Below are 21,358 nucleotides of genomic sequence, written 5' to 3' on the forward strand. Positions count from 1 at the left end.
CGCCGGGGATAGAGGGCCCTCAATCCCCATAGATCCTCCCCCGCGTCGCGGGGGAGGTGGCCCAGAGGGCCGGAGGGGGCCAGCTGGACCTATGCCGCGCTAGCCCCCTCAGTCGCTCCGCGACAGCTCCCCCGCATCGCGGGGGAGCATCTGGGTGCGCGCCCTCTTCCCGTCCAAGACGTCTTCCGCCCCGGAAGGGAGCCATCCTTACATCTCACGGCGAGACGATCGCCGGGCTGTCCAGGTCACTCAAGGCCGACGCTCCGCGTCGCCGCGACGCGGTCGCCGGAGGCGAGCCTTGACTGACCTGGTCAGTCCGGCACGCTGCTGCCTCCAAGAGATGTAAGGTGATCACCGGGCGGAGCCTCCCGGCCCCGCCCTCTCCAAACTCACCTAGCTCAGAGCAAACCTACTCCGCCGCCGCCTTCGCCGAGTACCCCAGGATCGCCTTCGTCTCCAGGAACTCGCCGAACGCGTGATCCCCCCACTCGCGGCCGTTGCCGCTCATCTTGTAGCCGCCGAACGGGGCCATCAGGTCGGGGCCGGCGCCGTTGAGGTTGACCTGGCCGGCGCGGAGCTTGCTGGCCACCTTGCGGACCGTCTCCAGGTCGCCGCCCGAGACATAGGCCGCCAGGCCGTATTCGGTGTCGTTGCCGACGGTGATGGCTTCATCCACCGTGTCGTAGCCGAGGATCGACAGCACCGGGCCGAAGATCTCTTCCTTGGAGATCGTCATGTCGGACTTCACATTGGCGAAGACGGTCGGCTTGACGTAGTAGCCCTTGTCCAGGCCTTCCGGACGGCCGACGCCGCCGGTGACCAGGGTGGCGCCCTCGTCGATGCCCTTCTGGATCAGGCCCTGGATCTTGTTCCACTGGGTCTCGCTGACCACCGGGCCCATCTTGTGATTGCCGTTCGGGTCGCCGACCGTGTGGCTCTCGGCGGCGGCCTTGGCGATGGCGATGACCTCGTCCATGCGCTTGCCCGGCACCAGCATCCGGGTCGGGGCGTTGCACGACTGGCCCGAGTTCATCATCACCGAGGCCACGCCGCCGCCCACCGCGCGGGCGAAGTCTGCGTCGTCGAGGATGATGTTGGGGCTCTTGCCGCCCAGCTCCTGGTGGACGCGCTTGACGGTCGGGGCGGCGTTCTTGGCCACCTCGATACCGGCGCGGGTCGAGCCGGTGAACGAGACCATGTCGACTTCGGGATGGCTGGACAGGGCCGCGCCGACCGTGGGGCCGTCGCCATTGACCAGATTGAAGACCCCGTGCGGCACGCCGGCGGCGTGCAGGATCTCGGTCCAGATATGGGCGCTGAACGGCGCGATCTCCGACGGCTTCAGCACCATGGTGCAGCCGGTGGCCAGGGCCGGGGCGACCTTGCAGGCGATCTGGTTCACCGGCCAGTTCCACGGCGTGATGAAGGCGCAGACGCCGATCGGCTCCTTGACGATCCGGGTCGTGCCCCGGTCTTCCTCGAACCTGTAGTCCTTGAGCACGGCGACGGCGGTCTGGACGTGGCCGATGCCCATGGCCGCCTGGGCGCGCTGCGCCAGCCAGGCCGGAGCGCCCATTTCCTCGGTGATGGCCTTGGCCATGTCCTCGAAGCGCTTCTGGTACTCGGCGATGATGCGTTCGAGCACGTCGATGCGCTCCTCGCGGCTGGTCTGCGACCAGTTGTCGAACGCCTTGCGAGCGGCGCGGACGGCGCGGTCGACATCGACCTCCGAACCCATCGAGATCACGCCGGCGACCTCTTCGTTGGCCGGGTTGATGACGTCGAGCGTCTTGGGTTGGGCCGGATCGACCCAGGCGCCGTCGATATAGAACTTGGTGTACTCGCGCATGCCGTTCTCCTGCCCTTGGATGTGGGATCCGCTCTGCGGGGCGGTTTCAAACAAGCATTTAATGTGATCGGCGTTCAGGTGGCTAGCCCTCACCACATCACATCTGGCTCCGCGTCGCCCAGAGCCTCGGCGATCCGCCGCCGGGTGGCCTTGGTCGTCTCCTCCGGCAGGTCGTTCGGATCGAACCAGCCAACCGCGTGGATCTCGCCCTCGGCGTCAGAGGCGCAAGGCTCCCAGGCCTCGATCCGGTAGAGCAGAACGTGGTCGCCGGGGTGCAGAACCTCGTTGCTGTGGGCCGAGACCAGGCGCGGGCGCGACAGGGCGCGCACGCCCGCCTCTTCCTGGAGTTCGCGGACCACGGCGATCTCCGCCGTCTCGCCGCGCTCGACCCCGCCGCCGGGCAGGTACCAGCCCTTGATATAGGTGTGCTGGATCAGCAGGACCTTGCCGGTCTCGTCCGTGACCACCGCCCGCACGCCCAGGGTCAGTCCCCGGGTCATGCGGAAGAAGGCGTAGACCAGGGGGCGGGTGAAGGGTTCGATGCGACGGCGCCAGAGCATGGACCCGTTCTAGCGCGGCTGCCGCTTGCGGTCAGCGGCGCCGGAGGCTAAAGCCGGCTCGATCTTTGTTTTCTCTTTCCGGAGCCGCGCCATGATCGCGATCGGTGTCATCGCCATTTTCCTGGCTGTCATCATGGGCCTGAACTTCTTCGAGTTCGGCCGCATCGACTAGGCGATGACGGGCCCCTTCGACTGGCAGACCGCCGCGCCGCATCAGGTTGCGGTGCTGGACGACGTCGAGGTTCTGGTCCGTTGCGGACTGCACCCGTGGGAGCGCCATCCCGAGCGCCCCAACCGGCTGCGCGTCAGCGCGCGGCTGTATTCCCGGACCGAGTTCGCCGGTCCGGGGACCTATGTCGACTATGATCCGCTGCGCGCCCTGATCGTCGGCTGGCAAGGCCGCGACCATGTCGACCTGCTGGAAACCCTGCTGCAGGAGGCCGTCGACGCGGCCTTCCTCGACCCGCTGGTCGACGCCTGCTGGGTCCGCATCGTCAAGCCGGAGATCTTCCCGGAGACCCGCGCGGCCGGCGTCGAGTGGTTCAAGGTCCGGCCGGCTTGACGGCCGCCCCCCCGAAAGTCGCTCTCGTCACAGGCGCCGCGCGGCGCATCGGCGCCGTCCTGGCGCGCGCGCTGGCCGAGGCCGGTTACGCCGTCGCCCTGCACTATCGGACTTCGGCGCAGGACGCCCAGGTGCTGGCCAACGCCCTGCGCGCCGACGGCCATGCGGTCGAGCTGTTCCAGGCCGACCTCTCGACCGCCGCCGACGGCCAGGCCCTGGTCGCCGCCGTCCGCGCCCGGTTCGGCCGGCTGGACCTCCTGGTCAACAACGCCTCGCTGTTCGAGTACGACACGTTCGAGACCCTGACGCCCGAGCGCTGGGACCGGCACATCGCCACCAACCTGACCGCGCCCGTCTTCCTGATCCACGCCTTCGCCACGGCCCTGGGCGAGGCCGAGACCGGCCTGGTGGTGAACCTGCTGGACCAGAAGGTGCTGCGGCCCAACCCCGACTACTTCTCCTACACCGCCGGCAAGCTGGGCCTGGCCGCCCTGACGCCGGTGCTGGCCCAGGCCCTGGCGCCGAAGGTGCGGGTCTGCGGCCTGTCGCCGGGCGTCACCCTGCCCTCGGGCAAGCAGACGCACGACGACTATGTCCGCGCCGCCCGCGCCACCCCGTCGGGCGTCAGCAGCACCCCGGCCGACCTGGCCCGCGCCCTGCTGTTCATCGTCGACACCCCGGCCTTCTCGGGCCAGACCCTGACCATCGACGGCGGCGAGAGCCTGCTGGGTCGGCCGCGGGACGTGGCCTACGATCCGGACGTCTAGCGGAGCGAGGCCTGGCAGGTTGGCGTGGCGCAACTATATTTTGCGCTGCACCCGCTGTTCATGATAAGGGCGCGGCTTCTTGAAGCGCCCGCTGTTCGTCACCGTCGCTTCGCCGAAACGACCTTCCACATTTGACGCGTTCCGCGCCGCGCTCGGCCGACCCCGGGGCGGCCGGTCCAGGTATTCCAGATGCTTAGCCTCGAATTCAATCGCCGGTACTCCATGGCCCACCGGCTGTTGAGCGACCCGTCGTCCAAGTGCAGAACGCCGCACGGCCACGACGAGTACGTGTTCATCCGCCTGCGCCCGGCCACGCGGCTGGACCTGGGCGGCTCGAACATGTCGGCCTCGTTCGAGCGGGCCAAGCGCGCCTGGCACGGCTGGATCGACAGCGCGGTGGACCACGCGTTCCAGGCCAATCTGGCCGACCCGCTGATCGGCTTCTTCCGCGAGCACGAGCCCGAGACCCTGGCGCGGGTCATGACCTTCGACGGCGACCCGACCACCGAGGCCCTGGCCATCGCCATGGCGCTGAAGGCCAAGGCTTTCCTCGCCATCGACGGCCTGTTCACGCTAGAGTCCCTCAGGATCCAGGAAACCCCGACCAACGCGGTCGGCCTGGACGCCACGGACATGGCCGGCCTCGCCGGTTGGGTGCCCGGTCAGTGGTGCCTGCGCGCGGACAACAGCATCAACGACTTCTAGCGAAACCGGATCGAATGGCCGCTCCCGCTTCCCTCGCCGACACCGCGCCCGCCGACGCTTCGGCCGATGCGCCCCTGGCGCGGATCATCGTCACCAAGGTCTTCGTCCGCGGCCTGAAGGTCGACGCCGAGATCGGCGTCTACGACCACGAGCACGGCCGCATGCAGCCCCTGGTCGTCGATGTCGAGCTGGACGTGGCCGCCAGCCACTGCGAGCGCCTGGGCGACACGGTGAACTACGAGACCATCGGCGAGGCCGCCCGCGCCATCGCCGCCGAGGGCCATATCGACCTGGTGGAAACCTTCGCCGAGCGCCTGGCCCAGGCCTGCTTCGCCGATTCCCGCGTCACCCGCGCCCGGGTGCGGATCGAAAAGCCCCTGGCCCTGGCCCCGCACGCGGCCGCCGCCGGCGTCGAGATCACCGCCGTCCGGAGCTGACGCTTGGAAGTCTCGCACCGCGCCCGACTGGCCCCCTTCCAGCCCGAGACGGTCTGGACCCTGGAGGCCGGCGCGCTGGTGGAGACGCGCGGCAAGGTCGAGCGCCGCTTTCCGCTGTCCGGCCTGACCCGCTACAGCCTGGCGGTCGACAGGACCGGCGGCCGGCGGCGCAGCCTGCTGCTGACCTTTGGTCGTCGCCGCCTGAGCATCGCCTCGCAGAGCTATCTCGGCCCAGGCCAGTTCGAGGATCGGCTGACCAGCTTCTCGACCCTGGCCCGCGCCATCGCCGCCGTCGGCGCGGATCTGGCGCCCCGCGCCCGCTTCGGCCTGGCGCGGTTCGAGGCGCGCGCCGCCCTGACCTGGGTGATGGGCCTGACCGCCTTCGGCGCGGCGGCGATGCTGCTGTTCTCGCTGACCGCCGGCATGGCCTCGGTCGGCGTCGACATGGCCGCGCGGATGAGCTTCGTGCTGATCCTGATGTTCGCGGTCCTGCCCTGGCTGAACCGCGGAACGCCGTTCGATCCCCACGCCCCGCCGAGCGATCTGCTGCCCTGACAGGCTCCCCGCCGCGGGAAGCCTCCGGGTTACTTCGCCTTCATGACGCCACCTTCATTTGCATCACGCGGCGTTCGGCGCGACGATTGGTCCAACGACGTTCTCTTAGGCTCAAGCTCGTGCCCGACTCCCTTAGCGACCCTACCGCCATCGACCCCGACGTCCCGCCGCGTCTGCAGGATGACAAGACCCTGCCCGGCGTCGTCTACGGCCTGCACATCGCCGGCGTGGCCACCGGCGGCGTCACCACCCTGATCGGCGCGATCATCGCCTATGTCAGCCGCAAGGACGCGCCTGAATGGCTGGCCAGCCATTACGAATTCCAGATCCGGACGTTCTGGTTGGCGCTGGGCTTCAGCATCGTCGCCCTGCTGCTGACCCCGGTCGGGATCGGCATCGTCCTGTTGCCCGCCGTCGGCGTCTGGCTGGTCGTGCGCGGCGTCGTGGGCCTGTCGAACCTGCTGAAGGGCCAGCCCTATCCCACGCCCAAGAACTGGATGCTCTAAGACCATGACCGACACCACCGCCGTCACCTCCCCCGCGGCCGAAGAGGACAAGGTCCTGCCGGCCGTCGTCTACGGCCTTTATCTGCTGGGCTTCACCAACGGCCTGACCTGGATCATCGGCCTGATCGTCGCCTATGCGAACCGCGACGCGGCCGGGCCGATCAACGAAAGCCACTACACCTTCGCCATCCGGACCTTCTGGCTGTCGATCGCCTGGTTCCTGATCGGCGGCGCGCTGATCTTCTTCGGCATTCCGATGCTGATCGTGCTGGTCGGCCTGCCGATGATCATCGCCGGCGGCCTCATTCTGGGAGCGGTCGGCCTCTGGTTCGTGGCCCGCTGCGTGATCGGGATCTACTATCTGTCACGCGGCGAGGCGTATCCGCGCCCGCGCGCGTGGTTGATTTAGAGGCGCCCTTTCCGCTGGGCGCCCACCGAGGAGTCATCCGGCCGCCCCGCTTCCCCTGCCAGTTGAGACGGCTCGACGGAAGCGGAGCCATCGGATGACTTGTGCGGCCTGGCGGCTGGGACGCCCCGTTTTTCGGGGTTTGCACCCGCCTTGGGTGAACGTCTGGGGGGACGTGATGCTGGCGCGACTGGTTGGGATCATCTTGGGGCTGATCCTAGCGACGTCGGGATACGTGGTGGCGGGTTGGGGCTCGCTGGGGAACTGGGCCACGAATCTCGATCTCGGACCATTCGAGCCGCATCGGCCCGCCGTCGGTGTGGCGGCGGCGATGGTGGGCGGGGCGCTCATCGTCGCCGCCCTGCTTCCCCGCCGCAAACCAAAGAAGCGCGCCGCGCCGATGGCCTTTGGCCTGGAGCTGGGGGCGCCGCAAGCCCAGCCCGTCGTCGCGACGCCAACCTTAACGCCTCCCGATCCCAAGCCCGAGTCCGTGGCCCCGCCGGTCATGTCGGTGGCCCCGCCCGCGGCCACGCAGCCCGCGCCCCGCCCCGCGACGTTCGCCGAACTGCGCGGCCGCCTGGTCTCGCTCAGCCGCGACGGGTCCTGGCACGAGGCCGCCCGCGCCCTTTCGGCGATGAAGACCACCGCGCAAACCGACGAGGAACTGGCGATCGTCTACCGCGACCTCGGCGACTTCGCCCGCGCCCAGGGCCAGATGGACGACGCCGCCGAGGCCTATGACACCTCGGTTTCCTACGCCCGCCAGGTGCGGCAGACGCGCGGCGACGACGAAAGCGCCGAACTGCTGGCCGGTTCGCTGTCGGGCGTCGGCGACGTGGCCGAGGCCGAGGGTCGCCTGGACGCCGCCCTCGCCGCCTTCGAGGAGGCCCTGGCCCTGCGACGCTCGCGCGGCGGCCGCGAGGCCGGCGACGCGGGCGCCCAGCGGGCGCTATCGGTGAACCTGGAACGTCTGGCCGACCTGCGCGAGGACAGGGGCCATCGCATGCGAGCGCTGGATCTCTACCGCGAGAGCTACGACATCGCTGGCCGCCTCGCCGCCGCCGACCCGGCGCGGTTCGGACCGGACCTTGCGGTGACGCGCGCGCGCCTGAACGAGCTGGAAGCCAAGATCTCGAGCTGAGCGTGGCAGCCGACTGTGTGAGCGGCTTCGGCTGCCACGCTCTAGATGCTTGAGATAGAGCCTACCAGGTAAAGGTCGTCGCCGCGCGCGCCGGGATGCTGGCCTTGAACCGCCGGCCGCCCTCGACGATGGCGAAATCCGCCGGCGTCTTGCCGGTGTTCAGCACCAGCAGCACCCGGCCGCCGTCGCGGTTCTGGAAGGCGACCGTTCGCAGGTCGCCGACCTTTTCCGGCGAGCCGATCCGCACCGCGCCGGGCTTCACGAAGCGGCTGGCCTGGCCGAAGGCGTAATATTCCTGGGTGCGGGTGATCGCGCCGCTCGTGCTGTCGATCGTCACCACCGGCCGGCAGTCGCCGCAGCCGCCGGCGTGTGGGCCGAACTTCTCGTCCAGGGCCAGGTTCCACATCAAGACGCCGCGCGCGCCCCGACGGGTGGAGCCGATGATCAGCTGCTCGACCATCCACGAGAAGCTGTCGTCGAACTTGGGAGCCCATTCGCCGCCCGAGCACTCGGTGAAGAAGACGTCCTTGTCCGGATGGGCCGCGCGCACCGTCTCCATGGCCTCGACCTGGCCGGCATAACAGTGCCAGGCGACGCCGGCGACAAAGGCCCTGGCCTTGGCGTCGGCCAGAACGGTCAGCGGCTGCTGCGGCTGGTCCCAATTGTGGTCCCAGTCGAGCACCTTGGTCGCGATCTTCTCGCGTTTGAACACCGGGGCCAGGTTCTCGCCGAAGAACCTGGCGCGGTCGGCGGGGAGCCAGCGCATGCCGGGATAGTTGTCCGGCTCGAAGTCGGGTTCGTTCTGGATGCTCAGATAGTCGGTGGGGACGCCCACCTTCCTGGCTTCCTTGATGTAGCGCGCGAAGAAGTCGGCATAGACCGGATAGGCCTCGGGCTTCAGTTGCCCCTTCACCAGCGAGCCGGTGGTCTTCATCCAGGCCGGAGCGCTCCACGGCGAGGCCATGACCTTCAGCTCGGGATTGATCTTCAGGGCCGCGCGCACGGTCGGGAAGACGAATTCCTGCGGCCGCTTCAGCGAGAAGTGCTGCAGCGCCGGATCGGCCGCGCCACCCGGCGCGTCGTCCAGGCTGTAGTGGTCCAGCGAGAAGTCCGAGGCGCCGATCGTCACGCGCGTGAAGCTGAAGCCGAGGCCGCCCTCCCCGCGCCCATAGAGCTCGCGCAGCAGGCCGTCGCGCTGGGCCGGGGTCAGCTTGTTCTGGATCAGCCAGGCCGAGGCGTCGGTGATCGCCGCGCCGAAGCCGACCATGGTCTGGTGGCGCTCCTTGGCGTCGACCGCGACCACAGGCAGGCCAGCGACCGCATCGGCCGCCACCACGCCCGACGGCGCCTGGGCGGCCAGCAGTTGGCTCTTGTCGCCGGTCGTCGTCCAGCTGTGCAGCTTGGGCGCGGCGTGGGCGGGGGCCGCCGCGACGAGCGCGGCGGCGAGGGTGAGGGAGAGGGTTCGCATCACGGCCTCCGCGACCAGGCCTTGAGGTTGGCCTTGCCGGTCAGGGCCATGTCCCCGGCGTGGCTTCCGACATAGAGCGGATAGGTCCCGGCCGGGATCGTCCAGCCGGGCTTGGCGACGTCGTAGTCGGCCAGCAGGCGCGGCTCGACGGTCAGGGTGACGCGCTCGGTCTGGCCCGGCGCCAGGTCGACCTTCTCGAAGCCCGCCAGGCGAACCATCGGCTTGCGCTTGCCCGCCGTGACGTAGAGCTGCGGGGTGTCGGCGCCGGCGACCTTGCCGGTGTTGGTGACGTCGAAGCTGACCTTCAGGCCCGCCGCGTCCTCGACCTTGAGGTTCTTGTAGGCGAAGGCCGTGTACGACAGGCCATAGCCGAACGGATAGAGCGGCTGACGCTTCTCTTGGGCGTACCAGCGGTAACCGACAGCGGCGCCCTCCGGATACTTTACGGCGAAGCCCTTGATGCCATCGACCTTCTGGCCGGCGCGACGGGCGTCGTCGATGGCGGCCTGCTCGGCGAAGCCCGGCGCGCTGCCGCGCGGGGCCTGGTCGGCGGACTTCGGGAAGGTCATGGCCAGGCGGCCCGACGGGTTCACGTCGCCGAAAAGGATGCGGGCGATGGCCTGGCCGCCGCGCTGGCCGGGATACCAGGCCTGCAGCACCGCCCCGACGCGATCCAGCCAGGGCATGGTCACCGGACCGCCGGTCTCCAGCACGACGATGGAGTGCTTGTTGGCGGCGGCGACGGCGTCGATCAGGGCGTCCTGATTGTCCGGCAGGGCGATCGACGGCGCGTCCTGGGCCTCGGTCTGCCAGTGCCAGGCGAAGACGATGGCGACGTCGGCGTCCTTGGCCGCGGCGGCCGCGGCGGCCGGGTCCTTGCCGTCGACATAGATCACTTCAGCGCCCGGCGCGGCGGCCTTAATCGCCTCCAGCGGCGAGGAGGCGTGCCAGGTGACGCGGACGAACGAGGCGGCCTCGCCGCCGTCCAGCGGGATCTCGACCGGCGCGCCGCCGACCGACCGCACCTGCGACGAGCCGCCGCCCGAGATCACGCCGACATCGGCATGGGCGCCGATCAGCACGATCTTCTTGGCTGTCTTGGCCAGGGGCAGCAGATTTCCGTCGTTCTTCAGCAGCACCGAACCGCGCTCGGCCACGGCCTGGGCGACCTTGGCGTGGGCGGCGTAGTCGATGGGCTGGGCGGTCGTCGGGGTCGGGTTGTCCATCAGGCCCGAGGTGATCACGCCATGCAGGATGCGCCGGACCATGTCGTCGACGCGCGCCTGGCTGACCTCGCCTTTGGCCACGGCGGCCTTCAGGTCGTCGCCGAAGAAGATCTGGGTGTCCAGTTCCTGGCCCGACTGCTGGTCGAGCCCCGCCAGCGCGGCCTTCACCGTGCTGTGCACCGCGCCCCAGTCGGACATGACGAAGCCCGGATAGTTCCAGTCGCGCTTGAGCACCTTGTTCAGCAGGAAGTCGTTCTGGCAGGCCCAGTCGCCATTGACCTTGTTGTAGGCGCACATGACCGAGGCCGGATTGCTCTTCTCGATCGCGATCTGGAAGGCCAGCAGATCGCTTTCGCGCAGGTCGGCCTCGCCAATTTGCGCGTCCATCACGTGGCGGCCGGTCTCCTGGGCGTTGAGGGCGAAGTGCTTGATCGTCGAGACGATGTGGTTGGACTGCACGCCCTTGATCTGCTCGCCCGCCATTTCGCCGGCCAGCAACGGGTCCTCGCCGAGATATTCGAAGTTGCGACCGGCCCACGGGTCGCGGGTCAGGTTGACGCCGCCGGCCAGCAGGACGTTGAAGGTCTTGGCGCGGGCTTCGGCGCCGATCATCGCGCCGCCGGCATAGGCCAGCTTGGGCTCGAAGGTCGAGGCCAAGGCCAGGCCCGACGGCAGGGCGGTGGCGACGTCGCCCTTGCGCTGCTCGACCTGGTTGGCCACGCCCAGGCTGGCGTCGCTTTCCCGCAAGGTCGGGATCTTCAGGCGCGGCACGCCCGGCACATAACCGGCCGAGGGGATCATGTCGGCCGGCGCCGGCTTGGTGTTCGGCGGGAACAGGCCGTGCAGATATCTGATTTTTTCATCAAGCGTCATCTGCTTGACGAGGGCGTCGGCGCGGGCCCAGGCCGGGTCGTTGGCGCGCGGGGCCAGCGGGGCGCTGTCCTTGGTCGGCATGACCTGGGCGAGCGCCCCGGATCCAAAGGCCAGGGACATCGGGGTCAGGGCGAGCAACGCCACGGCGGCGGTGGTCCGGCACAGGATCCGCAGGGCGGATGAAGGCTGGGCGGCGGTCGTCATGGCGTTACTCCGTCGAAGACGTCTAGGGGACTGGAACAGGGGTCGCCGGCAACGGCGGGGCCTGGCACGCGCGGGCCACGAACTCGGCGTGGCTGGGCATCACGTTCAGGCACTTGCCGATGACCGTCTGGATATTGCCGAGGTGGGTGGCGATGGCTTCGTCCGAGTGGACGCGGACCAGCGGGTCGTAGCCGCGCGGGATCACGCCCTGGCCCAGGAACACCTGGATCCAGCTCTCCTCGGTGAACAGTTCGTCGTCCTCGCGGAACACCCGGCCGTTGGCGCGGAACAGGTCCATCTTCCGCTGCAGGGTGGCGGGGACCTCCATGTCGCGGCAGTGGCGCCAGAACGGCGTATCGTCGCGCTCGGTGGCCTTGTAGTGCAGGATGATGAAGTCGCGGATGCGCTCGTATTCGAAGTCGCTCTGACGATTGAACTCGTCGACATTGGCCTGATCGAAGCCGCCATCGGGCAGCAGGCGGACCATGCGGATCACGGCCGACTGGATCAGGTGCAGGCTGGTCGACTCCAGGGGCTCCATGAAGCCGCTGGCCAGGCCGATCGAGACGCAGTTCTTGTTCCAGATCTTCTTGCGCTTGCCGGTCGTGAAGCGGATGCGCAGCGGGTCGGCGCGCTGGGCGCCGTCCAGGTTCGCCAGCAGGACGCGCTCGGCCTCGTCGTCGTCGATATACTGGCTGGAATAGACATGGCCGTTGCCGGTGCGGTGCTGCAGCGGGATCCGCCACTGCCAGCCGGCGTCGTGGGCCGTCGAGCGGGTATAGGGCGTGAAGTGCGCCGAGCGCTCGGTCGGCACGGCGATGGCCCGGTCAGCCGGCAGCCAGCGGGTCCAGTCCTCGTAGCCGGTCTTCAGGGCCTGCTCGATGATCAGGCCCCGGAAGCCCGAGCAGTCGACGAACAGGTCGGCGGCGATGACCTCGCCGTCGTCCATGGTCACCGACTGGACGAAGCCGTCCTCGGGCCGCAGCGTCACGTCGACGATCTTGCCCTCGCGCCGCTGCACGCCGCGCGCCTGGGCGTAGGTCGACAGGTGCTTGGCGTAGAGGCCGGCGTCGAAGTGGAAGGCGTGGGCGATGTGGCCGATCGGCGACTCCGCCATGTCAGCCCGGGCGCGCATGAACTTGTCCTGCAACGCCATGGCGTTGTTGATCGACAGGGCGTTGAAGTCCGGGGCCTGGCCCAGCTCGCGCATCCGCAGCCAGTATTGGTGAACGCGCAGCCAGCCCAGGTCCTGGCCCAGCACGCCGAAGCCATGCAGGTAGCTCTCGCCCTTGCGGAACCAGTTGCGGAACTCGATGCCCAGCTTGAACGAGCCCTGCGTCTTGCGCAGGAAGTCGTCCTCGTCGAGGCCGAGCAGTTCGTTGAATTTCTTGATGGCGGGGATGGTCGCCTCCCCGACCCCGACCGTGCCGATCTGCTCGGACTCGATCAGGACGATCTCATAGAGACCCTGGAACAGCCGCGAACACAGCGCCGCCGTCATCCAGCCGGCGGACCCGCCTCCGGCGATCAGTATCTTCTTGAGCGGTTGCAACCACCCGCCTCCCATTGAGCAAAGGTCGGGGACGCCTCAGGCGCCCCCGCCTCCGTTGGTTCTTGCCTGGCGAGCCCAAGCCGCGGGGGAGCGCGGCTCGGCTCAGCCTTCTGCTTAGAACCGATAGTTCACGCCGAACAGGATCTGACGGCCGTACTTCTCGTAGGTCTCCGGCAGCGAACCGCCGCTCTGGGTCTTGGTGCCGCCGCCGTCGAGACCCAGGCGCGTGCGGTACGGCGAGTCCGTCAGGTTGTTGACCTGCAGCAGGATCCCGAGGTTCTCCAGCGGACCGTCGTTGAAGGTGTAGCCGATCTGGGCGTCCACCTGCTTGTCGGCCAGAATCTCGGTGAAGCCCCGGGTGGCGAACAGTTGCACCACCTCGCCCTTGAAGGCCGAGCGGTAGCGCTGGCTGATGCGCGCCTGGAAGCCGCCGCGCTCGTAGTAGCCGGTGACGTTGTAGACCGTGCCCGACAGGCCCGGGATGCGGACTTCCTGGGTGGGATCGGGGTTGTTGGTCGGATTCAGGTTCGACTTGGTCAGCGATAGGCTGCCCTGGACGCCGAAGCCCTTCAGGACATCGGCGAACTGGCCGAAGTCGACCGCGCCGCTGAACTCCACGCCCTTGACCACGCCGCCATTGCCGTTGGCCGGCAAGGTCATCTGGCCGATGTTGTTGATGATCGTCCCGGCCGGGATGTTGGCCCCCGCCGGCAGCGGAATGCCCGTGAAATCGAACGTGCCCGACTGCTGGTAGATGTAGGTGTCGAGCTTCTTGTAGAAGCCGGCCACCGACACATAGGTCGCGGGGCTGACGTACCACTCGTAGGCCAGGTCCGCGGCCTTGGCCATCCAGGGCTTCAGGTGCGGATTGCCGCCCGAGGCCGACCACGGATTGACCGTCGTGCCCGGACCGCAGGGCTGGCTGGAGCAGACCAGGCCGTTGAAGCCGGGGGTCACGTTGGCGCGCATGTCGTCCATGCGCGGACGGGCCATGGTCTTGGACAGGGCGAAGCGCAGGCGGTGGCCGCCGCCCAGGTCGTAGATCAGGTTCAGGCTGGGCAGGACGTCGGTGTAGTCGTCCTTGGCGTTGATCTTGGTCGGGACGATCGGCTGCCCGGCTTCGGTGCCGTTGATCACGACGCCGCTCGACTCCTGCTTCTGCTGGACCACCTGGACGCCGACATTGCCGCGCAGGTCGCCGCTCTGGAAGTTGGCCTTGGCGAAGAAGGTCGTGACCTCCTCGGTGATGTCCCAGTTCTTGTCGTAGTAGTTGGCGTCGAGGATCGGCGACGAGTTGTAGTACTTCTTCCAGACGTCGCCGATCTTGACCGAGAGGACGTCGCCGAAGCCGGCGAAGCCCAGATTGGTCGGCGAGACCAGGTCGGCCTGGTCGACATAGACCTGCTGGCGGCCGTTCTTCAGGAACAGGTCGTTGTCCGAGACGGTCTTGCCCTTGTCGCGCTTGGTGTAGTTCACGCCGCCCGACAGCTGGGTGATGAAGCCGTCCATCTCGTGCTCGAGCCGGATGTCGACGGCCTTGACGTCTTCCTTGACGTGCGGATAGCGGATCGCGCCGTCGTGACCCCAGCCGCCCCACGGGGCGCGGTCGCCCAGGGTGACCTTGCTGGCGTCGGCGTAGTTCAGGCCCTCGTCATATTGCGAGAACCCGTTGTCGGCGACCTTGAAACCGATGGTGTCATAGGTGCGGCCCACGTCCGCCGTCGACCCGGTGACCCCGCCCACGCCACGGCCGTAGCCGGCGTAGGTCTCCATGATCTGTTCCTTCCGCTTGTTCGACGAATAGGACAGGTCGGCGACCAGTTTGGTCTTTTCGGTCAGCTGGAATTCGTTGTTGAAGCCGGCCGAGAACAGCTGGTCCCGGCGCGTATTGTAGTCGTTGCGCACGATCGGCACGCCGTTGTTCAGCGTGCCGCCGGTGGCGAACTTCGAGCCGCCCATGTCGGCGGTCGTGACGTTCGAATAGGTCACGCCGTCGGCGTAAGGGTTCGAGAACCACTGGGCGCCGCGCGTCGTCTCCTTCTGATTGAAGGTCGAGTAGTACAGGTCCAGCGTCGAGTGGATCCGGTCGTTCGGCTGGTACTCGAAGATGCCGATGACCGCGTCGCGCTTGTTGTTGCGCGAGACGGCCATGATCTCCTGGCCGTTCAGCATCAGGGCGCCGTCGGCGCTGTCCGGCGAGGTCGATTCCGGCGGGAAGGCCTCATAGCCATAGGCCTTGTAGCGCTTCACCTGCGAGGGCGAATCCAGGTGGGCGTAGCCCAGGGCCACGCCGATCGTGCCGTCGGCGAACTGGTTGATATAGCTGGCGCTGAAGCGGCCGCCCACGTTGTGGGAGTCATCGTTCAGCTTCTTGCCCGAGGTCTTCTCGCCGCGCAGGTTCAAGGCCAGGACGCGCTTGCCGTATTCCAGCGGGCGCACGGTGCGCAGGTCGGCGGTGCCCGACAGGCCCATGCCCGAGACCTGGGCGTCGGGCGTCTTGTAGATCACGACGCTGGACAGCAGTTCCGACGGATACTGGTCGAACTCGACGGCGCGGTTGTCGCCGGAGCTGGCTTGCTGGCGGCCATTCAGCAGCGTGGTGGTGAAGTCGGGCGCGAGACCCCGGATCGAGATCACCTGGGCGCGGCCGTTGACCCGCTGGGCGGCCAGACCCGGCAGGCGGGCGATCGACTCGGCGATCGAGACGTCCGGCAGCTTGCCGATGTCCTCGGCCGAGACGGCCTCGACGATCGAGGTCTCGTTCTTCTTGATGTTGATCGAGTTCTGGATGCCGGCGCGGATGCCCGTCACCACGATCGCGTCGACCGTGTCGTCGGCCTGCGAGGCCGGCGCGGCCTCTTGCGCCCAAGCCGAGCCGGCCAGGGCCAGGCTGATCGCGGCCGTGGACGCGGTGACATAGAATTTCTGGACGGACGGACGCGTCCCGCTCTTGCGGTTTCGCATTGTAGCTCTCCCCTCTGAAGCCGCTCCTGGGCGAGCGACCGCCTTATTCTCGTGAGACCAACCTTGGCCGTGGAAGCGCTTCCATGGAAGCGCTTCCAGTAGCACGCCGGGCGACAACGTTGTCAAGGTCGAAACCGGAAAGCGGGTATGGACCGCTAGAGCCCTTTCCGATCTGATCGCATCAATCAGATCGGATAAAAAGGGCTCCATTTCAAAAGTTTAGAGCATTTTTCCATCCGATAACCGTTTCACACTTATCGGAAAATGCTCTAGCGCGCGGCCGTGGTCTGGCGGTGAACCACGGCGTGGTCAAGCTGCTGGAAGACGGGGGTGGAAGCGGTGTTGGCCCCGGTCAGTCGGGCCACCAGCATCTCGACGGCGCGTTGGCCCAGCACCTTCACCGGTTGATGCACGGTGGTCAGCGGCGGCCAGACGATGGCGGCGACGGGGGCGTCGTCGAAGCCCGTGATCGACAGGTCGCGCGGAATGCTCAAGCCCCGCGCGTGGGCGGCCGACAGCACGCCGGCGGCCATGTCGTCATTGGCGCAGACCAGGGCGCTGGGGCTTAGCGGATGGTCCAGCAGCTGCGGCGCAAGGTGCGCGCCCGAGCGGAAGGTGAAGTCGCCGCGCGCCATGATCCAGGCCTCCTGGCCCAGGCTTTCCTCGGCCAGGGCGCGCTCGAACCCCTTCATGCGTCGGTCGGCCGAGAGGTGGCCCTCCAGTCCGGCGATGAAGCCGAAGCGCCGGTGACCCAGGCGCAACAACTCCCGCGCCATGTCGTAGCCGCCGGCCTCGTCGTCGACGCCGACGCCGTCGGCGATCCCGCGGCCCGGTCCGCCCGGCGACACCGTCACCACCTTGCAGCCTTGGGCCAGGGCCGCCTGGATCAGCGAGACGTCGTCGCTATAGGGGGGCGACAGGATCAGGCCCTCGCAGCGCTGGCTGGTGATCAGGTCCAGCACCCGCTTCTCGCGGTCGGGGGTCTGCTGCGGGACGTTCTGGACCAGCACCTGGTAGCCCAGCGTCAGGCAGGCGCGCAGGGCTCCCAGTTCCAGGGCGGATTCATAGTAGGAGTTCGGATCGTTCTCGAGGTCCGAGGCGAAGACAAAGGCCAGCAAGCGGCTGGCCCCGCCCGCCAGACTGCGGGCCTGCGGATTGACCTTGTAGTCCAACTGCTCGATGGCCCGCATGACCCGGGCCCGGACCTCGTCGCGGACATTGGGGCCGCCGTTCAGCACCCGAGACACCGTCACGCGCGCCACGCCCGAAACGCGGGCGACGTCGTCGATGGTCGGCCTCTTTCCGGTCAAAGCACACTCCACTGGATGTGGGACCATCGTCGGGAAGCCCCGTCCGCACAAGCGATACGCGTCTTCATGGCGAAGGGTTCGCGCGCAAGAGTTCGCACAAGATGGCTTAGCCGATCAACCAAATTGGTCTGACCAATGTGGAGCGGGGGCACGGCGTCGCGGCGAAACGCCGGCGCCAGAAGCCTTGGCTCCACAAGTTTTTGCGACAAAGCAATGGCAAAGCCACGCTAGCGATCCATACTTGAAATTCGATAATTCATCATTGAGTCAACAAGCACCGAGGAATTCGCCCAGACCCATTTCGCTTTTGCGAAATTGATAGATCCAATCTATTCCGACCAGAAGTTTTATCAATTTGCTCAATCACGAGTCGGGCCTGTAACAGGACCCATCTTCTTCCAACCGGAGCGCCTCATGTCGCTGATCAACACCGAGATCAAACCCTTCACCGCCCAGGCCTACAAGGACGGCAAGTTCGTCACGGTCAGCGAAGCCGACACCAAGGGCAAGTGGTCGGTCTTCTTCTTCTATCCCGCCGACTTCACCTTCGTCTGCCCGACCGAGCTGGAAGACCTGGCCGACAACTACGACGTCTTCACCCGCCTGGGCGTCGAGATCTATTCGGTGTCGACCGATACGCACTTCTCGCACAAGGCCTGGCACGACAGCTCGCCGGCCATCGGCAAGATCAAGTACACCATGATCGGCGACCCGTCGGGCGTGGTGACCAACAACTTCGAGATCATGCGCCCGGGCGTCGGCCTGGCCGACCGCGGCACCTTCCTGGTCGACCCGCAAGGCGTGATCCAGTTCATGGAAGTCACCGCCGAAGGCATCGGCCGCAACGCCATCGAGCTGCTGCGCAAGATCAAGGCCGCCCAATACGTGGCCAGCCACCCGGGCGAAGTCTGCCCGGCCAAGTGGGAAGAGGGTGAAAAGACCCTGGCCCCGTCGCTCGACCTGGTCGGCAAGATCTAAAGCCTAACGACTACCCGGACCGCCGGCCGTTCATTCGGACCGGTCGGCGGCCCGGCCCTTGATCGTACGCCGCGTTCGATCCTCCTCCCCCCGAAAATCGAACGCCACCTTTCTCTCCCCCTAGCCTTTTTGGGAGCGCGCCATGCTGGACGCCGGTCTGAAGACCCAGTTGACCACCTATCTGCAGAACCTGCGCCAGCCGATCGAACTGGTCGCCTCCCTCGCGGATGACGCCGGTTCGAAGGAGATGCTGGCCCTGTTGGAAGACGTCGCCGCGACGTCGGACAAGGTCAGCCTGAACCTGTCGGGCGACGACGCCCGCAAGCCCTCCTTCGCCATTACCCGCGCCGCCGGTGACGCTTCGGTGCGCTTCGCCGGCCTGCCGCTGGGTCACGAGTTCACCTCGCTGGTGCTGGCCCTGCTGCATGTCGGCGGCCACCCGCCGCGCCTCGACGCCGAGGTCATCGAACGGATCAAGGCGCTGGACGGCGACTACCGCTTCGAGACCTATTTCTCGCAATCCTGCCAGAACTGCCCGGACGTGGTGCAGGCTCTCAACACCATGAGCGCGCTCAATCCGCGCATCAGCCACGTCGCCATCGACGGCGCCCTGTTCAAGGACGAGGTCGAGGCCCGCCAAGTCATGGCCGTGCCGACCATCCTGCTGAACGGCGAGGCCTTCGGCCAGGGCCGCATGGATGTCGAACAGATCCTGGCCAAGCTGGACGCCGGCGCGGGCGACCGCATGGCCGAGAAGATCAAAGCCAAGGACGCCTTCGAGGTGCTGGTCATCGGCGGCGGCCCCGCCGGCGCGGCCGCGGCGGTCTACGCCGCCCGCAAGGGCATCCGGACCGGGGTCGCGGCCGAGCGGTTCGGCGGCCAGGTGCTGGACACCATGGCCATCGAGAACTTCATCTCGGTCCCCCACACCGAGGGTCCGAAAATGGCCGCGGCGCTGGAGCAGCACGTCAAGGAATACGACGTCGACATCATGAACCTGCAGAAGGCTGTCGGTCTGGTTCCGGCCAAGACCGCCGGCGGCCTGATCGAGGTCAAGCTGGAGAACGGCGCCAGCCTGAAGTCGCGCACCGTCATCCTGTCGACCGGCGCCCGCTGGCGGAACGTCAACGTTCCCGGCGAGGCCGAGTACCGCAACAAGGGCGTGGCCTACTGCCCGCACTGCGACGGCCCGCTGTTCAAGGGCAAGCGCGTGGCGGTGATCGGCGGCGGCAACAGCGGCGTCGAGGCGGCCATCGACCTGGCCGGCATCGTCGCCCACGTGACGCTGATCGAGTTCGACAGCCAGCTGCGCGCCGACGCCGTCCTGCAGCGCAAGCTGGCCAGCCTGCCGAACGTCAAGATCGTCACCTCGGCCATGACCACCGAGATCCACGGCGAGAACGGCAAGGTCTCGGGCCTGTCGTACAAGGACCGCAACCAGGACAGCGTCAACCGCGTGGACCTGGAAGGCGTCTTCGTGCAGATCGGCCTGGTTCCCAACACCGAGTGGCTGAAGGACTCCGGCGTCGCCCTGACCAATCGCGGCGAGATCGAGGTCGACTATCGCGGCGAAACCTCGCTGCCCGGCGTCTTCGCCGCCGGCGACGCGACGGTCACGCCCTACAAGCAGATCATCATCGCCATGGGCGAGGGCGCCAAGGCCTCGCTGTCGGCCTTCGACTACCTGATCCGCCAGGTTCCGGCGAACGAAGAGGCGGAGGCGGCCTAAGGCTCGCCCCAGCGCGGGCGGCGGCGACCGGCTACGGGTCGCGGCGCCGCTCGTCCGCGTCTCCCTCGCCGTCGGCGGTCTCCACCAGCTCCTCCATGAACAAGGCGATCAGCGCCGATTGCGAGCGCACGCCGGCCTTGGCGTAGACCCGGGCCAGCTGCGCGCGCACGGTGCCCGCGGCCGCGCCGCGAAGGGTGGCGATCTCGGCGACGTCACAGCCCTTCAGGGCGAAGAGGGCGACATCGGCCTCGGCCGCGGTCAGCCGCCAGTCGGAAAAGCGCAGGCGCGCCAGCTCGGCCAGGGCGCCCTTGGCCGCGGCCACCGCCGCCTCGTCCTGGCGGGCGCGCAGGACGAGCCAGCGGACCTGGGTCGCGCCGAACAGGACGCCGACCAGCAGGGCCAGCGCCGCGCCGCCCTCGGCCAGCAGGTGAGAACCCAGTGCGCCGGCGCGCAGGTCGCCCGTGAAGTCGACCAGGAAGAAGATGGTCGCGGCCAGCTGCAGGATCACGATGACCGCGATCATCGTGATCCTGTGTTCGAGGGCTCGACGTCGATTGATCATCGCCAGAGACTTAGCGCCGCCCGGGAAGCATCGCCAAGACTATCCGCCGTCCGCTCCGCCGCGTTTCGAAGACGACGCCCGCGATGTGCAGGACGATGAGGCCGTAGAGCAAGTTCACCGCAGCCTCATGGACCTCGGTCAGCGGGCCCTCCTCATGCTCTTCGCCGGCTTCCCCGGCCTCTTCGTGGTCATCCCCGTTACGATCGAGCGTCGCGACCGTGGCGACCGGCGAGGCGGCGGCGCGTTCCGGCGTGTCGGGGGCGCTGACCATCAGCAGACCGGTCACGACGATGACGGCCAGGACGCTCCAGATCGCATAGACCATCAGCGCGCCGAGCGGATTATGCGAGGCGTGCTCGGTGCGTCGACCGGCGACGATCTCCCGGATATGCGCCAGGGCGCGGCGCGGGCTGGGCGGAAAGGCCGAGAACCGCGCCTCGGCCGGACCGATGACGCCCCAGATCAGACGCAGGACAAGAGTGGCGGCCAGCGCATAGCCGACCCACAGGTGCGGGGTCGAGCCTGCCTCTGTGATCAATCCGTTGGCGACGACGGCGGCGACAACGGTCCAATGCGTCAGCTTGACCACCGGGTCCCAGCGGCGGGACGCCGGCGTCGTCTCAGTCGCGGTCATGGCGGCGCTCCGCGTCATGCCTTTCGCCCCGCTCGGCGTGGTCGCGCTCAACCGATTTGGGGCGAGCCTTGTGGCGGGCGTCGTCGTCCGGATCCTCGGCCTTGGCCGGCGCCGGCTTGGAGGCGGCCGAGGCGGGCGAGACGACCTTGGCCCGAGGAAGCCTGGCCTCCTCCGCGAGGGCGAGGGCGGGGGCGGCCAGGGACAGGATCAGGAGGCTGGCGCCGAATATGGCGAACGATGGCTTGGTCACTTGCGGTTCTCCCGTGCTTGAGACGAGAGAAGGGGTGCGCCGCGCCAGACCGCGCCGCCATAGGCGGAAGGCTTACAGGCGCCGTGATAAGCGCCTGCTTACGCCCCCCTGTCCGGAGGC

General features: G+C 68.0%; 21 protein-coding genes. 11 read left to right on the top strand and 10 right to left on the bottom strand.

Annotated elements, in window-relative coordinates; translation table 11 throughout:
- Nucleotides 1–409 precede the first annotated feature (409 nt).
- Together EIK80_RS08970 and EIK80_RS08975 are read right to left on the bottom strand one after the other, a co-directional pair.
- Complete coding sequence (locus EIK80_RS08970; RefSeq protein WP_125156658.1) at nucleotides 410–1,849, bottom strand: aldehyde dehydrogenase family protein; 1,440 nt, start codon at nucleotides 1,847–1,849, stop codon at nucleotides 410–412.
- Between the two features lie 89 nt (nucleotides 1,850–1,938).
- On the bottom strand, nucleotides 1,939–2,409 hold the full coding sequence (locus EIK80_RS08975; RefSeq protein ID WP_125156659.1) for an NUDIX domain-containing protein: 471 nt from the start codon (nucleotides 2,407–2,409) through the stop codon (nucleotides 1,939–1,941).
- Nucleotides 2,410–2,500: 91 nt separating this feature from the next.
- On the opposite strand from EIK80_RS08975, the gene EIK80_RS08980 reads away from it, so the two are divergent.
- From EIK80_RS08980 to EIK80_RS09020, 9 genes are all read left to right on the top strand, one after another.
- Entirely contained in the window at nucleotides 2,501–2,581 is an 81-nt protein-coding gene (locus tag EIK80_RS08980) for a hypothetical protein (protein ID WP_125157318.1), read from the top strand.
- A 3-nt stretch (nucleotides 2,582–2,584) separates the two neighbouring features.
- Nucleotides 2,585–2,971, top strand: a complete 387-nt coding sequence (locus tag EIK80_RS08985) for a dihydroneopterin aldolase (protein ID WP_125156660.1) — start codon at nucleotides 2,585–2,587, stop codon at nucleotides 2,969–2,971.
- Nucleotides 2,968–3,738 (top strand): SDR family oxidoreductase, encoded by a 771-nt coding sequence (locus tag EIK80_RS08990; protein ID WP_199743426.1) that lies wholly within the window; start codon nucleotides 2,968–2,970, stop codon nucleotides 3,736–3,738. Before EIK80_RS08985 ends, EIK80_RS08990 begins: the two co-directional genes overlap by 4 nt.
- 189 nt (nucleotides 3,739–3,927) lie before the next feature.
- Nucleotides 3,928–4,443 (top strand): 6-carboxytetrahydropterin synthase, encoded by a 516-nt coding sequence (locus tag EIK80_RS08995; protein WP_125156662.1) that lies wholly within the window; start codon nucleotides 3,928–3,930, stop codon nucleotides 4,441–4,443.
- A 14-nt stretch (nucleotides 4,444–4,457) separates the two neighbouring features.
- Entirely contained in the window at nucleotides 4,458–4,880 is a 423-nt protein-coding gene (folB, locus tag EIK80_RS09000) for a dihydroneopterin aldolase (protein WP_233586513.1), read from the top strand.
- Between the two features lie 3 nt (nucleotides 4,881–4,883).
- Nucleotides 4,884–5,435 carry a hypothetical protein gene (locus EIK80_RS09005; RefSeq protein ID WP_125156663.1) on the top strand — a complete coding sequence of 184 codons (552 nt, stop codon included), beginning with the start codon at nucleotides 4,884–4,886 and terminating at the stop codon, nucleotides 5,433–5,435.
- A 119-nt stretch (nucleotides 5,436–5,554) separates the two neighbouring features.
- Nucleotides 5,555–5,941 (top strand): DUF4870 domain-containing protein, encoded by a 387-nt coding sequence (locus tag EIK80_RS09010; protein ID WP_125156664.1) that lies wholly within the window; start codon nucleotides 5,555–5,557, stop codon nucleotides 5,939–5,941.
- Between the two features lie 4 nt (nucleotides 5,942–5,945).
- Complete coding sequence (locus EIK80_RS09015) at nucleotides 5,946–6,350, top strand: hypothetical protein (RefSeq protein ID WP_125156665.1); 405 nt, start codon at nucleotides 5,946–5,948, stop codon at nucleotides 6,348–6,350.
- Nucleotides 6,351–6,525: 175 nt separating this feature from the next.
- Nucleotides 6,526–7,488, top strand: a complete 963-nt coding sequence (locus EIK80_RS09020; protein WP_125156666.1) for a tetratricopeptide repeat protein — start codon at nucleotides 6,526–6,528, stop codon at nucleotides 7,486–7,488.
- A gap of 61 nt (nucleotides 7,489–7,549) precedes the next feature.
- Here EIK80_RS09020 and EIK80_RS09025 read toward each other — a convergent pair whose 3' ends face one another.
- The 5 genes from EIK80_RS09025 to EIK80_RS09045 all read right to left on the bottom strand — a co-directional run bounded on the left by EIK80_RS09025 (nucleotide 7,550) and on the right by EIK80_RS09045 (nucleotide 17,085).
- Nucleotides 7,550–8,956 (bottom strand): glycoside hydrolase family 30 beta sandwich domain-containing protein, encoded by a 1,407-nt coding sequence (locus tag EIK80_RS09025; RefSeq protein ID WP_125156667.1) that lies wholly within the window; start codon nucleotides 8,954–8,956, stop codon nucleotides 7,550–7,552.
- The gene (locus EIK80_RS09030) at nucleotides 8,956–11,259 is read right to left on the bottom strand and encodes a beta-glucosidase (RefSeq protein WP_125156668.1); all 2,304 of its coding nucleotides are present in this window, start codon (nucleotides 11,257–11,259) and stop codon (nucleotides 8,956–8,958) included. The genes EIK80_RS09025 and EIK80_RS09030 overlap by 1 nt, the downstream gene beginning before the upstream one ends.
- 22 nt (nucleotides 11,260–11,281) lie before the next feature.
- Complete coding sequence (locus EIK80_RS09035; protein WP_125156669.1) at nucleotides 11,282–12,811, bottom strand: tryptophan halogenase family protein; 1,530 nt, start codon at nucleotides 12,809–12,811, stop codon at nucleotides 11,282–11,284.
- 114 nt (nucleotides 12,812–12,925) lie between these two features.
- On the bottom strand, nucleotides 12,926–15,775 hold the full coding sequence (locus EIK80_RS09040; RefSeq protein WP_125156670.1) for a TonB-dependent receptor: 2,850 nt from the start codon (nucleotides 15,773–15,775) through the stop codon (nucleotides 12,926–12,928).
- Between the two features lie 269 nt (nucleotides 15,776–16,044).
- A complete protein-coding gene (locus EIK80_RS09045) occupies nucleotides 16,045–17,085 on the bottom strand; it encodes a LacI family DNA-binding transcriptional regulator (protein ID WP_125156671.1) in 1,041 nt (346 codons plus the stop codon).
- 414 nt (nucleotides 17,086–17,499) lie between these two features.
- Here EIK80_RS09045 and ahpC point away from each other — a divergent pair, with 414 nt between their 5' ends.
- Both ahpC and ahpF read left to right on the top strand, forming a co-directional pair.
- Nucleotides 17,500–18,063 carry an alkyl hydroperoxide reductase subunit C gene (ahpC, locus tag EIK80_RS09050; protein ID WP_099581443.1) on the top strand — a complete coding sequence of 188 codons (564 nt, stop codon included), beginning with the start codon at nucleotides 17,500–17,502 and terminating at the stop codon, nucleotides 18,061–18,063.
- A gap of 142 nt (nucleotides 18,064–18,205) precedes the next feature.
- Nucleotides 18,206–19,792 (top strand): alkyl hydroperoxide reductase subunit F, encoded by a 1,587-nt coding sequence (ahpF, locus tag EIK80_RS09055; RefSeq protein ID WP_125156672.1) that lies wholly within the window; start codon nucleotides 18,206–18,208, stop codon nucleotides 19,790–19,792.
- Between the two features lie 31 nt (nucleotides 19,793–19,823).
- Here the strand turns inward: ahpF and EIK80_RS09060 are convergent, their stop codons facing one another.
- From EIK80_RS09060 to EIK80_RS09070, 3 genes are read right to left on the bottom strand one after another with little or no spacing between them, the layout of a single operon-like run.
- The gene (locus tag EIK80_RS09060; protein WP_125156673.1) at nucleotides 19,824–20,354 is read right to left on the bottom strand and encodes a helix-turn-helix transcriptional regulator; all 531 of its coding nucleotides are present in this window, start codon (nucleotides 20,352–20,354) and stop codon (nucleotides 19,824–19,826) included.
- A gap of 10 nt (nucleotides 20,355–20,364) precedes the next feature.
- Complete coding sequence (locus EIK80_RS09065; protein ID WP_125156674.1) at nucleotides 20,365–20,988, bottom strand: cytochrome b/b6 domain-containing protein; 624 nt, start codon at nucleotides 20,986–20,988, stop codon at nucleotides 20,365–20,367.
- Entirely contained in the window at nucleotides 20,975–21,238 is a 264-nt protein-coding gene (locus tag EIK80_RS09070; protein WP_125156675.1) for a hypothetical protein, read from the bottom strand. Before EIK80_RS09070 ends, EIK80_RS09065 begins: the two co-directional genes overlap by 14 nt.
- Between the last annotated feature and the right edge of the window lie 120 nt (nucleotides 21,239–21,358).

Origin of the sequence: Caulobacter sp. 602-1, assembly GCF_003931565.1 — a bacterium.
GTDB lineage: Bacteria > Pseudomonadota > Alphaproteobacteria > Caulobacterales > Caulobacteraceae > Caulobacter.